Origin of the sequence: Pseudorhodobacter sp. MZDSW-24AT, assembly GCF_002794355.1 — a bacterium.
In the GTDB taxonomy this organism is placed as follows: Bacteria; Pseudomonadota; Alphaproteobacteria; order Rhodobacterales; family Rhodobacteraceae; genus Pseudotabrizicola.
The window spans coordinates 138,996-152,786 of sequence record NZ_PGOI01000003.1; the positions used below are offsets into that span (position 1 = coordinate 138,996).

Below are 13,791 nucleotides of genomic sequence, written 5' to 3' on the forward strand. Positions count from 1 at the left end.
ATGCGCAGGCTCAGGCCAGCGTCGGGGGCGCGCGCGGCTGTTGGGGGGTAAAGTCTTGCGGGCGGTGCCCGGGGCGCGCGCCATCGGCAAAGCCCGGCGTGCGCGCTTCTGGCGCAAAGGCCGTGACGGCCACGACCGGCGGCGGCGGCGCCAGATCGGTCTTGCCGATCGCCTTGGCAGGGCACAGCTGAATCAGATGCTCGGCCCCGGTGTCATCCTGCGCCAAGGTCACGCAGATCGACCACGCGCCCGAAATATCCTGCCCGGCCCGCGCCATCTCGCGCAGCACGCCCGAGGTCTGGTGCAAGGGCGCCAGCAACGACAGCATCCACAGCGCCAGCACGGCAAGCGCCATGCCAGTCTCGCGTGTGATCATGCGGGTGATGCGGGTCGTGGGCATAAATCCTCCGCCGCGCATCTTATGCGGGCAGGCGGTCGCGCGCAATGCACCCCGGCCCCAAAGAGCCAAGGTGTCGCAGCCCTCACGCCCTAGACCTCGACGCTGACCGCGCCGATCGGCACCGAACAACAGGCAAGGATATAGCCTTCCGCCACCTCATCCTCGGAAATGCCGCCATTGTGGACCATATGCACATCGCCCGAGATCTTGCGGATCTTGCAGGTGCCGCACAGGCCGAAGGTGCAGCCCGAGGGGATGTTCAGCCCCGATTGCTTGGCCACCGCCAGCACCGTATCGGTCTGCGAACAGGTGGCCTGCACCTGTGACGCCGCGAACAGGATTGACGCGCCCGTGTCGGCATCTGGCACCACATCCTCATGCACCGGCACCTCGGCCAGCGTGCGTGCGGGCGCGCCAAAGCTTTCCTGATGGTAGTGGTCCATGTTGTAGCCCAAGGACACCAGCATCTCGCGCACGCCCTGCATGAACGGCTCGGGTCCGCAGCAGAACACCTCGCGCTCCAGATAATCGGGGGCCATCAGCCCCAGCATGATCTGGCTCAGCCGCCCCTGATAGCCCGACCACGCCCGGAACGGATCGGGCTCTTCCACGGTAAAGCGCAGCCGCAGCCCCGGCACCCGGTTGGCGAATTGCTCCAGCCGCTCGCGGAAAATGATCTCGGACGGGCGGCGCGCGGCATGGACAAAGGTGATGTCCGGCATCTGCCCCGAATCCCAAGCCCATATCGTCATCGACATCATCGGCGTGATGCCGGACCCCGCCGAGATGAACAGGTATTTGGGCGCCGGATGGCGGTGAAAGCTGAAGATGCCGCTCGGGCCATAGGCCTTGATCCGCATCCCGGGCTTCAGATGATCCAGCATCCAGCGGGTGCCAATGCTGTTGGCCTGCGCCTTGACGGTCACGGAAATCGACAAGGGCCGCGATGGCGAGGACGAGATGGTATAGGTGCGCTGCACATGGCCCGCCGCCCCCTTCTTCGGGTCCACCGGCAGATCCAGCGTGATGAACTGCCCCGGCTGGTAGTCGAACCACGCGCCCGAAGGCGCGCGGAAGGTGAATGTCGCGGTGTCGGCCACATCGGGCACCACCATGGCGCATTCCAGCGGCTCGGAGTCGTCCCAAGGCTTGCCCGACCAGTTGATCTTCGCCTTCATCATTTTGCCGCCTGCGCCGGGTGCGGGGCCATGCGCGCGCGCATCACATCGCAATACCAATCGACAAACTGCAACACACCCTCTTCTTGAATCGGTGAATAGGGGCCGGGCTCATAGGCGGGCGACAGGATGCCCTTCTGGTTTTCCTCCACCACCTGACGGTCTTCGTCATTGGTGGCCATCCAGACCTCGGTCAGCGTCTTGAGGTCGTAATCCACGCCTTCCACCGCATCCTTGTGCACCAGCCAAGTGGTCGTGACCTGCGTCTCGGTCGGGCTGACGGGCAGCACCCGGAAGGTGATGGCGTGATCGCCCAGGAAATGGTTCCAGGTGTTGGGGTAGTGATACATCAGCAAACTGCCCGCATCGTTGAAGGGCATTGTCCCCATGCGCCGCGCCACCGCCGCCTTGGTTGTCATCGTATAGCTTTCGGCATTGTTCAGCAGCGGAATCCGCGCCAGCCGCCATTGAAACGCCGGGTGATGCACAAAGCGCGACGGCAGGCCTGCCGCTTCACATCGCGCCCAATGCTCCAGAATCTCGGGGCTGGCCGAATGCGGCCCGTCCATCGCGCCGATCTTGGGATTGTCGGAAAACGTCCGGCACAGCGAAGGATGCGAGCCGCCGCAATGATAGCACTCGCGGTTGTTCTCGATCACCAGCTTCCAGTTGCCATTTTCGATGATGGTCGAGCTGTAGGCCACCTTGGCCTCTGCCAGACCCGAAGGGGCCAGATAGGTCATCGCGGTTTTCGCCAGCTCGGCAATCGGCGGCGGCACGGGGGCAAGGCAGATATAGACGACCCCGCCCAGATCCACGCAATGCACCTTTTTCAACCCAAAGGCCGAGGCGTCGAACTCTTCGCCCATGTCGCGGGCAAAGATCAGCTTGCCCTCAAGGTCATAGGTCCATTGGTGATAAGGGCAGACAAGGTTGGGGGTCGAGCCCGAGGCCTTGGAACACAGCCGCTGCCCGCGATGGCGGCAGACGTTGTGAAAGGCGCGGATGCGCATGTCCTTGCCGCGGATCACCACCACCGGATAGGCGCCCACCTGCAAGGTGGCATAGGCACCGGGCTTGGCCAATTCGCAGGCGGGAACCGCGAAGAGCCATTCCTTATACCAGATCTGTTCCAGATCGGCCTGATAGACGCCCGGATCGGCGTAAAGATCGCGCGAAAGGGAGAACCCGGACTTGCGCGACAGGAGTTCAGCGGTGATCTCGCCGTGGCTGAGCATCTTAACCTCGCTTGTCCCATGCCTCCCCGCACAGGAACGGTGACTGTAGGGCAGAGCGCAACAGGGCAGGGGCCCCGTCCCGCGCCGCGGTGGCTTTGGGCAAGGCGGGTTTGCAGGCCTGTGGCCTCTGCCGTGGCCTGCGGCCCCTTGCCCGGACAGGATAGGCATGGGCAAGACATGCCGCATAGCGGCGGCGACCCTGCGGCCGCCGTTTGCGACCTTGGCCTTTGCGGCGCCGCCCGGCGCTATCCGCTTGCGCTTTGCCCAAGGCCCCGGCAAGCATGGCGCGACCAAAAGGGAGGCCAAGATGCTGCTAGATCTGGAATTCGTGCGGAACCAGTTTCCGGCGTTCGAAAGCCCGGTGCTGTCCACGCATGCGTTTTTTGAAAACGCCGGTGGCAGCTATCCGTGCCGTCAGGTGGTGGATCGGCTGACGCGCTTTTACACCCATCGCAAGGTCCAGCCCTATGCGCCCTATCCGTCGTCGGAACTCGCCGGGTCCGAGATGGACGAGGCCCGCACGCGCCTTGCCGCGATGATGAACGTGACGGGGCCGGAACTGTCCTTTGGCCCGTCCACCAGCGCCAACACCTATGTGCTGGCCCAAGCCGTGCGCGGTTGGCTGCGCGGGGAAAATGCGGCGATTGTGGTGACGAATCAGGACCATGAGGCCAATTCCGGGGTCTGGCGGCGTCTGGCCGAAGACGGGGTCGAGGTGCGCGAATGGCAGATCGATCCGCAAACCGGCAGCCTGAACCCACAGGATCTGGCCACCCTTCTGGCCGATGGCCGCGTGCGGCTGGTGGCCTTCCCGCATTGCTCGAATGTGGTGGCCGAGATCAACGATGTGGCGGCGATCAGCGCCATGGCCCATGCCGCAGGCGCGCGCACTGTGGTGGATGGCGTCAGCTATGCGCCGCATGGCTTTCCCGATGTGGCCGCCTTGGGCTGCGACGCCTATCTGTTTTCCGCCTACAAGACCTTTGGCCCGCATCAGGGCATCATGGTGCTGCGCGAGGCCTTCGGGATGGAGCTGCCGGGGCAGGCGCATTACTTCAATCAGTCGGTTCTTTACAAACGCCACACCCCCGCTGGCCCCGACCATGCCCAGATTGCCGCCTGCGCCGGGATGGCTGATTACATCGACGCGCTGGCCGCCCAGCATGGGATCGACGGCGACGCCGCCACCCGCAACCGCGCCGTGCATGATCTGATGCGCGCGGCCGAGGTGGCGGTGATCGCGCCCTTGCTCGATTACCTTGCCGCCCGCAATGATCTGCGCCTGATCGGCCCCCGGGCGGCGGCCTTGCGCGCGCCCACGGTGGCGGTGGCGCTCGACCGTCCGGCGCTGCCGGTGGCGCAGGCGCTGGGCCGCGATGGCATCGCCTGCGGGGGCGGCGATTTCTACGCCGTCCGCCCGCTCACCGCGATGGGCGTGCCGCTCGATCAGGGCGTCTTGCGCATGAGTGCTGCGCATTACACCAGCCCGGCCGAGGTGACCCGCCTGATCGCCGCCTTGGACCGCGCGCTGTGATCTGTGCGCGGCGGCCCATTGCCGGAGACGGGCAGGGCGCTAAAAGTAAACAAAAATCTTTCGCCGGGTGATCCGAAAGGGCCGCCCGGCCGTATCCACCCCAGACCACAAGAGAGCGCGCCCGCCTGATGACCAACACGCCCTTGATCCTCTGGCTGCGCCGCGATCTGCGCGTGTTGGATTCGCCGATGCTCGACGCGGCGGCCCGCACGGGCCGCCCGCTGATCCCGGTGTTCATTCTCGACCCCGAAACCGAAAGCCTTGGCGCCGCGCCGAAATGGCGGCTGGGGCTGGGGATCGCGGCATTTGCAAAGACGCTGGAAGGCTTGGGCGCGCGGCTGATCCTGCGCCGTGGCCCCGCGCTTGACGTGTTGCAGGCGCTGATCAAGGAAACCGGGGCCGATGCCGTCTGGTGGCACCGGCTCTATGATCCCGATGCGGTGGCCCGTGACAAGAAGGTCAAGGCCGCGCTGAAAGAGCAGGGCCTTGCCCCGCGCAGCTTTGGCGGCCACCTCTTGTTTGAACCTTGGGAGGTGGAAACCGGCACCGGCGGCTTTTACCGCGTCTACACCCCGTTCTGGAAAGCGGTGCGCGGCCGTGATGTCGCAGCCCCGCTTCCCGCGCCCAAAGACCTCATCGCCCCGAAGGACTGGCCCGAGAGTGAGGATCTGGCCGACTGGCAGATGGGGGCCGCCATGCGCCGGGGCGCCGAAATCGTGGCCCGCCACATCCATGTGGGCGAGGCCAAGGCCTTGGCGCGGCTTGACCGTTTCATCGAAGACCGCATCGCCGATTACGCCGATGCCCGCGACCTTCCGGCCGTCGATGGCACTTCGGGCCTGTCGGAAAACCTCACCTATGGCGAGATCGGGCCGCGCACCGTCTGGGCCGCAGGCTCGCGCGCGCTGCACGAGGGCGCCGCCGGGGCCGAGACCTTTCTCAAGGAACTGGTCTGGCGCGAATTTGCCTACCATCTGATGCACCACACGCCGCAGATCACCCATGCCAACTGGAAGCCCGAATGGGATGATTTCCCATGGAAGGATGACAACAAGACCGCCGAAATCTGGCGGCGCGGCCTGACGGGTGAACCCTTTGTCGATGCCGCCATGCGTGAGATGTATGTGACCGGACGGATGCACAACCGCGCCCGCATGATTGCGGCCAGCTATCTGACCAAGCATCTGATGACGCATTGGAAAATCGGCCTGCACTGGTTCGCCGACTGTCTGGTGGACTGGGACCCGGCCGCCAATGCGATGGGCTGGCAATGGGCCGCAGGGTCGGGCCCTGATGCCGCCCCTTTCTTTCGCATCTTCAACCCGGCCACACAGGTGGAAAAATTCGACCCCAAGGCCGAATACCGCCACCGCTTCATCGCGGAACTTGCGCGCAAGCCGGGGCGGGATGCCCTGTCTTATTTCGACGCGGTGCCCAAATCTTGGGCGCTGGACCCGGGCCGCCCCTATCCCAAGCCGCTGGTCGATCTGGCAGAGGGGCGCAAGATTGCCCTTGCGGCCTATGCCGACCGAAACTCTTGAGCCCGCGTTGCGTATCTGAAACTGTAAACAAAAGACGACAGTTCCCCGGGGAGGGAAGATGGAATTTCTGACGACGACCAAAGGCCAGACCAATCTGCCGCGCTATTTCTCTCAGGCCTTCGCCGTGGCCAGCAAGTTGGGTGAGGGGCGGCTGGATTTCGTGTTGCCCGATGGCCGCCGCTTCCGGCTTGAAGGCGCGCAGCCCGGCCCGGTGGCGGAAATCGCGATCCACAACGACGAGTTGTTCGCCCGCATGATCCGCGAAGGCGATCTGGGATTTTGTGATGCCTATCTGGATGGCTGGTGGTCCAGCCCCGATTTGCAGGCCTTTCTGGATCTGGTGCAGATGCCCTCGAACAACCCGGTGCAAGATGGCTTTCCGGGCCTTGGCCTTGTGCGCGCTTTTGAAAAGCTGCGCTTCTGGCTGCAATCCAATTCCAAGCGGCAAGCGAAAAAGAACATTCATGCCCATTACGATCTGGGGAATGATTTCTACCGTCTTTGGCTGGACGACAGCATGACCTATTCCAGCGCCCTGTTCCACTCGGGGCAGGAAAGTCTGGAAAAGGCGCAAGAGCAGAAATACGCCTCGATGGTCGATCAGATGGGCGCGCAACCGGGGGAGCACGTGCTGGAAATCGGCTGCGGCTGGGGTGGCTTTGCCGAATATGCCGCCGCCAAGCGCGGCCTGCGCGTCACCGCACTGACCATTTCGCAAGCGCAATACGATTACGCGGTGGATCGCATGGCCCGCGCAGGCCTGACCGATCGGGTCGAGATCAAGTTGCAGGATTACCGCGATGAACGCGGGCTGTATGACGGCATCGCCAGCATCGAGATGTTCGAAGCCGTGGGCGAACGCTACTGGCCGACCTATTTCAACACCTTGCGCGACCGGCTGAAACCGGGCCGCCATGCCACGCTGCAAATCATCACCGTGCCCGATCACCGCTGGCCGGTGTATAAGCGCGGGGTGGATTTCATCCAGAAATACATCTTCCCGGGCGGTATGCTGCCCGCGCCGTTTCGCCTGAAGGAAGAGGTGGAACGCGCAGGCCTGCGGCTGAAAACCTCGATCGAATTTGGCGAAAGCTACAGCCAGACCCTGCGCCGCTGGCATGAGGTGTTCAACGAACGCTGGGATGATGTGGCGCGTCAGGGCTTTGACGACCGCTTCCGCCGGATGTGGAACTTCTACCTTGCCTCTTGCGCCGGAGCCTTCCGCGGCGGAAACTGTGATGTGACCCAAATCACGGTGACGCGCCCGGCCTGATCCGGCGCGGGAAAAGGACGCGCGATGCCCACCGCCGCAAAACTGGTTGCCGCCTTTGCCTTCGCGCTGGTGTCGGCCATTGCTGTCCATGTCTACGCGCAATCGCTGTCCGAAGCGCAGCCGCTTGAGACACTCTATCTTGTCAGCATCGCGGTGGGGGTGCTGTGCGGCTGGCGGATCATGGGGGGCGCGGCCAAGCGCGCCCGCGGCGGGGTCGAGGCGATGGCCACCGGCGTGCGCACGACGTTGACGATTGTGGTCAGCGTGGTGCTGATCTTTGCCTGCGCCGACATGCTCGACCGCGCGATGCGAGGCCGCTACAAGACGCCGCTGGATGCGTTTCTGGGGGTGTTCGAACAGGCGCTCGCCTTGCTGCCGTCGCTCGCCCGCCCCGATCTGGTGGGGGTGCTGTTGCTCGGCGGGCTGGTCTCGGGGGCGATCACCTATGCCGCCGGGCGGCGTTGGCCCTGATCGCTGTGAACCGCCCTGACCTTTCCGGAAAGAAACGCTGATGTCCCTTGTCTTCCTGTGTGGTCCGCTGTGCCACCGCCCGCTTCTGGCGGCCATTCTGGGGCCGGATCTGGCCGAGGCGCTGTCCTTCGATCCGGCCAGCGCACGCGGGCAGGCGGCCCATCTGGTCGATGCACCCGGCGCCTGCGCGCTGCGCCCCTGTCCGGGCGCACAGGTCGACGGCGCGCTGGTCGCCATGCCGCCCGAGGCTGCGGCGCGGCTCGCCTTCTACGCCCGCGCGCTGGGCCTTGTCCGCCGCCGCCTGCAGGCGCGCACCGCGCAAGGCCGCCACCCCGCCATCGCCTACAGCCTTCCCGCCGCCGAAAGCGCGGGCGCCCCGCCGTGGGACGCAGACCTCTGGCGGGCCGATCACGCGGCCCTCGCGGTGGAAACCGCGACCGAGGTGATGGGCGCCATGGGCCACTTGTCCCCCGCCCGCGTGCAGGCGCGCCTTGGCCCGCTGATGGTGCGCGCCGCCAGCCGCCTGCGCGCCCGCACAGGCCCGGCCCCCCATGCCTTGCGCCGCGCGCCCGACACCATCGTCGTCCACGCCCGTCGCCAGCCCTATGCGCAGTTCTTCGCGGTCGAGGAATATGACCTCTCTTTCCGCCGCTTCGACGGGCGCATGAGCCCGGTGGTCACCCGCGCGGCCTTCATCTCGGGCGATGCCGTCACCGTGCTGCCCTATGACCCGATCCGCGACCGGGTGCTCTTGGTGGAACAAATGCGCGTCGCCCCCTTCGTGCGCGGCGACCGCCACCCGTGGCAGCTCGAGGCCATCGCCGGTCGCATCGACCCGGGCGAAACCCCCGAAGCGGCCGCCCGCCGCGAGGCGGTAGAGGAGTCCGGCCTCACCTTGGGCGCCTTGCTGCCGGTGGCCAACACCTACCCGTCACCGGGCGCCAAGACAGAGTTCCTCTACTCCTATGTCGCCCTGACCGACCTGCCCGATGGCAGTGCCGGTGTCTTCGGCGTCGCGCATGAGGCCGAAGACATCCGCGGCCACCTGATCGGGCTGGATCAGGCCTTGGCCTTGGTGGACAGCGGCGAAATCGCCACCGCCCCCTTGGTGCTCACCCTGTTCTGGCTGCACCGCGAACGCGCGCGGCTAAAGGCCCAAGGCTGACCCCGCCCCGCCGCAAACCTAAAGGTTCAGCTTGACCCAAGCCGCATTGCGCGCCGAAGACCGCACGCAAGCATCGACAAAGGCCACGCCTTCCAGCCCTTCCTTGAGGCCCGGGAAGGTCACCGCCGAGTCCAGCGCGGTGCCGTCGCGCCGGGCGATGATGGCGCGGGCGGCCTCGGCATAGATGTTGGCGAAACCTTCCAGATAGCCTTCGGGATGGCCCGAGGGGATGCGGCTCACTCGGGCCGCTTCGGGCCCCGCGCCGGCGCCATTGCGGGTCAGGCGGTATTTCGGCTGGCCCAGCGGCCCGACCCACAGCGCATTCGGGTTCTCCTGCTCCCATTCGATCCCCGCCTTGGTGCCATAGATCCGCAGGCGCAGCCCGTTTTCCTGCCCCGCGGCCACTTGGGAACACCAGAGCATCCCGCGCGCGCCGCCCTTATAGCGCAGCATCACATGCGCATTGTCATCCACCCGCCGCCCCGGCACGAACGCCTGCAGATCGGCGGCCAGTTCCTCGACCCTCAACCCGCTGACGAACCCTGCAAGGTTGAAGGCATGGGTGCCGATATCCCCGGTGCTGCCGCCGGCGCCCGAGCGCGCAGGATCAGTGCGCCAGCCCGCCTGTTTCTGCCCGGTCTCCTCCACCGGTTCGGCCAGCCAGTCCTGCGCATATTCCACCTGCACCAGCCGGATCTCGCCCAACTCCCCCGCCGCCACCATCGCCGCCGCCTGCCGGATCATCGGATAGCCGGTGTAATTATGGGTCAGCGCAAACACCACGCCCGAGGCCTCTGCCGCGCGTGCCAGTTTCTTCGCCTCGGCCAATGTATGGGTCAGCGGCTTGTCGCAGATCACATGAATGCCGCGCTTGAGGAATTGCAGCGCCACCGGCGCATGCATGTGGTTCGGCGTCACGATCGCCACTGCCTCGATCCCATCCTTGCGCCGCGCTTCCTTGGCCGCCATCTCGGCAAAGCTCGCATAGGCCCGCGGCACCCCCAGATCGGCGGCCGAGGCGAGCGACTTTTCCGCATCCGACGAAAAACACCCCGCCACCAGCTCATACTGGTCGTCGATCCGCGCCGCGATCCGGTGCACCGCCCCGATGAACGCATCGCGTCCGCCGCCCACCATGCCCAATCTGATCCGCGGTGCCCGCGCCACATGTGCCGCTGTGATGGCCATGTCCTGCCCTCCTGCTGTCATCTGTTCTCAAATATCCCGGGGTCCGGGGCAGAGCCCCGGTCCGCCCGCTCAGTCCAGTCCCAGCATCCGCCGGTTCGCGGCCCGGTCGGTGCCGGCCCCCGCGAAATCGTCAAACGCCTTTTCCGTCACCCGGATCATATGCGCCCGCACGAAATCGGCGCCTTCCCGAGCGCCATCCTCGGGGTGCTTCAGGCAGCATTCCCATTCCACCACCGCCCAGCCGTCAAAGCCATATTGCGTCAGCTTCGAGAAAATGCCGCCGAAATCCACCTGACCATCGCCGAGGCTGCGGAAGCGCCCGGCGCGGTTGACCCAAGACTGAAAGCCGCCATACACCCCTTGCCGCCCTGTCGGATTCAATTCGGCATCCTTGACATGGAACATGCGGATGCGCGCGTGATAGATGTCGATATGCTCCAGATAATCCAGATGCTGCAACACGTAATGGCTCGGATCATACAGCATGTTGGCGCGCGGGTGGCCTTTCACCCGGTCAAGGAACATCTCGAAGCTGATCCCATCGTGCAAATCCTCGCCCGGGTGGATCTCATAGCACAGATCCACGCCGCAGTCTTCGGCATGGTCAAGGATCGGCGCCCAGCGCTCGGCCAGCGCGTCAAAGGCCTCTTCCACCAGCCCCGCCGGGCGCTGCGGCCATGGATAGACATATGGCCATGCGAGCGCGCCGGAAAACGTCGCCTGCGCGGTCAGCCCCAGATGCTTTGACGCGGTCAGCGCCTTTTTCACCTGATCCACCGCCCAGTCCTGCCGCGCCTTCGGATTGCCGCGCACCGCTTCCGCCGCAAAGCCGTCAAAGGCCGCGTCATAGGCCGGATGCACCGCCACCAATTGCCCTTGCAGATGGGTGGACAGCTCGGTGATGGCGATGCCATTGGCGGCCGCCACGCCCGCGATCTCGTCGCAATAGTCCTTGGAGGTGGCGGCCTTGTCCAGATCGAACAGCCGCGCGTCCCAGCTTGGGATCTGCACCCCGACATAGCCGCAATCGGCGGCCCATTTCGTGATGCTGTCCCAGCTGTTGAAAGGCGCGGTGTCGCCTGCGAATTGCGCCAGAAACAGCGCCGGTCCCTTGATCGCCTTCATCCTGTGTCTCCCTTGCTGTCGCTGGCGCGCTCCACCCGTCCGGGCCGCTCCAGTCCCTGTTTGGCCGGGCTGTCCCGGCGTTCGATGGCGGCCACCACGGCGCGCGCCAGAAAATCGCCCGCTTGGCGCACATCTTCGTGCACCACCATGATTCCGGGGCGGAAGCGGTGCAAAAAGCGGATCGCCTCTTTCGCCACCAGATCGAAGTCGCGCCCCAGCACCATGCCCAAATGCTCGGCCGCGTTCACCGCCGCCATCGCGGCGGTGGTCGACCCGCAGAGCAAGCCATCCGGGCGCAGCGTGCTCGCTTGCAGATGCTCCACCACCGCGGCCTCGATGGCGCTGCCACCCGAATCCGAGGTGGCGGTGGTCAGCACTTCAAAGGCCAGCCCATGCGCCCCCGCCGCCTGCACAAAGCCCGTGATCATGTGGCGCGCATAGGCATGTGTGCGCGGCGGCGGCACCAGCAAAAGCCGCTTGCGCCCGGCGGTGGCCAGCGCCTCTACGGCAAGGGCGGCAAAGCTTTCATTGTCGAAATCATAATAGCTGTGCGCGATCTCCATTTCCGTGCGGCCATGGGTGGCAAAGGGGAAATGTCGCTCGGCCATATAGCGCACGCGCGGGTCCTCGGGCTTGGTCTGGTTCAGGATCACCGCATCCGCGCTTTCGGTTTCCACCAGATAGCGGATCGGGTCCATCGGGTCCTGATCGGGAAAGAAGGGGGTGACGATCAAGTGATAGGCGGTGCCGCGCAAGGCATTGGCGATGGAATAGATCAACTGGGACGTGTGGTTCATCACATCCGCCTCGGTCGAAAGCACCAGCGCGATCACATTGGTCTTGCCGGTGCGCAAACGCACACCGGCACGGTTCGGGCGATAGCCAAGCCGGTGCGCCGCTTCCCGCACGCGCTGCTTGGTGGCCTCACCGATGTCGGGGGCATCCTTCAGCGCGCGGCTGACCGTGGCCACCGCCAGCCCGGTTTCGGCAGCGATGGTCTTGAGCGTGGGGCGCTCATGCTCCGAATCGGGCAGGGCGGCAGGGGGCGGGGCGGCGACGCTGGGGCTCATGAGGTTTCTCCGCTGCGGCGAATCGGCTGGGCCGGACGCCTGCGCGACTCGGCCGGATGCGCGCCTGCTGCACCTGCAAAATGGGTGCCCGGCGTGCCGGGCACAAAGGCCTTGCATCTCGGGCGATTAGGCAGGGTGCGGCACTGCGGCATTTCACTCTCGTATCGGGTTGGGCCGGGCGGGTCGAGGCCAGAATGACCGGGTCCTGACAGCGCATTGAACGCCATGCAGCAACCGGTTCACAAGCGAAAAGAAAGCTTGATCGGTAAATCTATAACGTTATAGAAATTACTATAACGATTTAGAAACTGGGAGGACTGCATGAGAACCTTGAAACTGGCCTCGGCGCTTGTGGCGTCGGTGGCCCTGCCTGCGACGGCTTTCGCCACTGATCTTGAGGTCACCCATTGGTGGACCAGCGGCGGGGAGGCCGCTGCCGTCGCCGAACTCGCCAAGGCGTTTGACGCGGGCGGGGACAAATGGGTCGACGGCGCCATTGCCGGTGGCGGGTCCACCGCGCGGCCCATCATGATCAGCCGGATCACCGGCGGCGATCCGATGGGAGCCACCCAATTCAACCACGGCCAGCAGGCGCTGGAACTGGTCGAGGCGGGGCTGATGCTGGACCTCACCGATGTGGCCGAGGCCGAGGGCTGGAAGGAAAAGGTGTTCCCGCCCTCGCTCCTTGACGCCTGCACGGTGGAGGGTCGCATCTATTGTGCGCCTGTGAACATCCACTCCCCCGAATGGCTGTGGTTGTCGAACAAGGCCTATGCCGACGCGGGCATCCCGGTGCCCACCAACTGGACGGAATTCGTCGCCACCGCCCCACAACTGGAGGCTGCAGGAAAGATCCCGCTCGCGCTTGGCAATCAGGCGTGGCAATCGAACCTTGCCTTCGGCGCCATCACGGTTGCGGTGGCGGGGCTGGACATCTGGAAACAGGTCAATGTCGACAAGAACATGGACGTGGCCGCTGGCCCGGAAATGGCCGCCGTCTTCACCGCCGTGGGCGATGCGCGCAAACTGGCCGCCAAATCCACCGTGCAAGACTGGAACCAAGCCACCAACCTTGTGATCACCGGCGAGGCCGGGGGCCAGATCATGGGTGACTGGGCGCAAGGCGAATTCCAGATCGCGGGTCAGGTCGCGGGCACCGACTACACCTGTCTGCCGGGCCTTGGCCTGAACGCCTATCTCTCGACCGGGGGCGATGCCTTCTATTTCCCCAAGAATGACGATCCCGAGATCGAGGCCGCGCAAAAGCGCCTTGCCGCGGTGCTGGTCAGCCCCGAGGTGCAGGTGGCCTTCAATCTCAAGAAAGGCTCGCTGCCCATCCGGGGCGATGTCGATCTGGCGGCGGCCAATGACTGCATGAAGAAAGGGCTTGAAGTGCTGGCGGGCGGCAATCTGTTGCCAACCGGCGACATGACGTGGTCCCCCGATGTGGTCAAGCAGAACGAAGACCTGATGGTCGAATTCTTCAAATCCGATATGGCGCCTGAAACGGCCCATGCCCAATGGGTCGAGAATCTGAAGTCGGGCCTGTGATCCCGCGCTAACGGCCGGGCCGCCCGTGCAGGGCGGCCCGCACCACAGACGGCACAA

Annotated in this window: 12 protein-coding genes; 6 read left to right on the forward strand and 6 right to left on the reverse strand. The window is 65.3% G+C overall.

Annotated features, from left to right (window positions below; translation table 11 throughout):
- Positions 1-10 precede the first annotated feature (10 nt).
- The 3 genes from CUR21_RS04035 to CUR21_RS04045 all read right to left on the reverse strand — a co-directional run bounded on the left by CUR21_RS04035 (position 11) and on the right by CUR21_RS04045 (position 2,816).
- Positions 11-400 (reverse strand): hypothetical protein, encoded by a 390-nt coding sequence (locus CUR21_RS04035; RefSeq protein ID WP_100195735.1) that lies wholly within the window; start codon positions 398-400, stop codon positions 11-13.
- Between the two features lie 89 nt (positions 401-489).
- Positions 490-1,581 (reverse strand): hybrid-cluster NAD(P)-dependent oxidoreductase, encoded by a 1,092-nt coding sequence (locus CUR21_RS04040; RefSeq protein WP_100195896.1) that lies wholly within the window; start codon positions 1,579-1,581, stop codon positions 490-492.
- Positions 1,578-2,816, reverse strand: coding sequence for an aromatic ring-hydroxylating dioxygenase subunit alpha (locus CUR21_RS04045; RefSeq protein WP_100195736.1), 1,239 nt, complete (start codon positions 2,814-2,816; stop codon positions 1,578-1,580). The genes CUR21_RS04040 and CUR21_RS04045 overlap by 4 nt, the downstream gene beginning before the upstream one ends.
- A gap of 307 nt (positions 2,817-3,123) precedes the next feature.
- Here CUR21_RS04045 and CUR21_RS04050 point away from each other — a divergent pair, with 307 nt between their 5' ends.
- The 5 genes from CUR21_RS04050 to CUR21_RS04070 all read left to right on the forward strand — a co-directional run bounded on the left by CUR21_RS04050 (position 3,124) and on the right by CUR21_RS04070 (position 8,800).
- Positions 3,124-4,350, forward strand: a complete 1,227-nt coding sequence (locus CUR21_RS04050) for an aminotransferase class V-fold PLP-dependent enzyme (protein WP_100195897.1) — start codon at positions 3,124-3,126, stop codon at positions 4,348-4,350.
- A gap of 125 nt (positions 4,351-4,475) precedes the next feature.
- Complete coding sequence (locus tag CUR21_RS04055) at positions 4,476-5,891, forward strand: deoxyribodipyrimidine photo-lyase (protein ID WP_232622685.1); 1,416 nt, start codon at positions 4,476-4,478, stop codon at positions 5,889-5,891.
- A 58-nt stretch (positions 5,892-5,949) separates the two neighbouring features.
- A complete protein-coding gene (locus CUR21_RS04060) occupies positions 5,950-7,164 on the forward strand; it encodes a cyclopropane-fatty-acyl-phospholipid synthase family protein (RefSeq protein ID WP_100195738.1) in 1,215 nt (404 codons plus the stop codon).
- A gap of 24 nt (positions 7,165-7,188) precedes the next feature.
- Positions 7,189-7,635 carry a TrgA family protein gene (locus tag CUR21_RS04065; protein WP_100195739.1) on the forward strand — a complete coding sequence of 149 codons (447 nt, stop codon included), beginning with the start codon at positions 7,189-7,191 and terminating at the stop codon, positions 7,633-7,635.
- A gap of 40 nt (positions 7,636-7,675) precedes the next feature.
- On the forward strand, positions 7,676-8,800 hold the full coding sequence (locus CUR21_RS04070) for an NUDIX domain-containing protein (protein WP_100195740.1): 1,125 nt from the start codon (positions 7,676-7,678) through the stop codon (positions 8,798-8,800).
- 18 nt (positions 8,801-8,818) lie between these two features.
- Here the strand turns inward: CUR21_RS04070 and CUR21_RS04075 are convergent, their stop codons facing one another.
- The 3 genes from CUR21_RS04075 to CUR21_RS04085 form a co-directional block, all read right to left on the reverse strand.
- Positions 8,819-9,988, reverse strand: a complete 1,170-nt coding sequence (locus CUR21_RS04075; RefSeq protein ID WP_100195741.1) for a Gfo/Idh/MocA family protein — start codon at positions 9,986-9,988, stop codon at positions 8,819-8,821.
- A gap of 69 nt (positions 9,989-10,057) precedes the next feature.
- The gene (locus CUR21_RS04080) at positions 10,058-11,113 is read right to left on the reverse strand and encodes a sugar phosphate isomerase/epimerase (RefSeq protein WP_100195742.1); all 1,056 of its coding nucleotides are present in this window, start codon (positions 11,111-11,113) and stop codon (positions 10,058-10,060) included.
- Positions 11,110-12,183 carry a LacI family transcriptional regulator gene (locus CUR21_RS04085; protein ID WP_100195743.1) on the reverse strand — a complete coding sequence of 358 codons (1,074 nt, stop codon included), beginning with the start codon at positions 12,181-12,183 and terminating at the stop codon, positions 11,110-11,112. The genes CUR21_RS04080 and CUR21_RS04085 overlap by 4 nt, the downstream gene beginning before the upstream one ends.
- A 330-nt stretch (positions 12,184-12,513) precedes the next feature.
- Between CUR21_RS04085 and CUR21_RS04090 the strand changes: the two genes are divergently transcribed.
- Positions 12,514-13,734 carry an ABC transporter substrate-binding protein gene (locus tag CUR21_RS04090; RefSeq protein WP_232622686.1) on the forward strand — a complete coding sequence of 407 codons (1,221 nt, stop codon included), beginning with the start codon at positions 12,514-12,516 and terminating at the stop codon, positions 13,732-13,734.
- Positions 13,735-13,791 lie beyond the last annotated feature (57 nt).

Bases quoted from the DNA above. Each gene is read 5' to 3' on its own strand.
- CUR21_RS04035 (WP_100195735.1), bottom strand. From the start codon at position 400: ATGCCCACGACCCGCATCACCCGCATGATCACACGCGAGACTGGCATG.
- CUR21_RS04040 (WP_100195896.1), bottom strand. From the start codon at position 1,581: ATGATGAAGGCGAAGATCAACTGGTCGGGCAAGCCTTGGGACGACTCC.
- CUR21_RS04045 (WP_100195736.1), bottom strand. From the start codon at position 2,816: ATGCTCAGCCACGGCGAGATCACCGCTGAACTCCTGTCGCGCAAGTCC.
- CUR21_RS04050 (WP_100195897.1), top strand. From the start codon at position 3,124: ATGCTGCTAGATCTGGAATTCGTGCGGAACCAGTTTCCGGCGTTCGAA.
- CUR21_RS04060 (WP_100195738.1), top strand. From the start codon at position 5,950: ATGGAATTTCTGACGACGACCAAAGGCCAGACCAATCTGCCGCGCTAT.
- CUR21_RS04065 (WP_100195739.1), top strand. From the start codon at position 7,189: ATGCCCACCGCCGCAAAACTGGTTGCCGCCTTTGCCTTCGCGCTGGTG.
- CUR21_RS04070 (WP_100195740.1), top strand. From the start codon at position 7,676: ATGTCCCTTGTCTTCCTGTGTGGTCCGCTGTGCCACCGCCCGCTTCTG.
- CUR21_RS04075 (WP_100195741.1), bottom strand. From the start codon at position 9,988: ATGGCCATCACAGCGGCACATGTGGCGCGGGCACCGCGGATCAGATTG.
- CUR21_RS04080 (WP_100195742.1), bottom strand. From the start codon at position 11,113: ATGAAGGCGATCAAGGGACCGGCGCTGTTTCTGGCGCAATTCGCAGGC.
- CUR21_RS04085 (WP_100195743.1), bottom strand. From the start codon at position 12,183: ATGAGCCCCAGCGTCGCCGCCCCGCCCCCTGCCGCCCTGCCCGATTCG.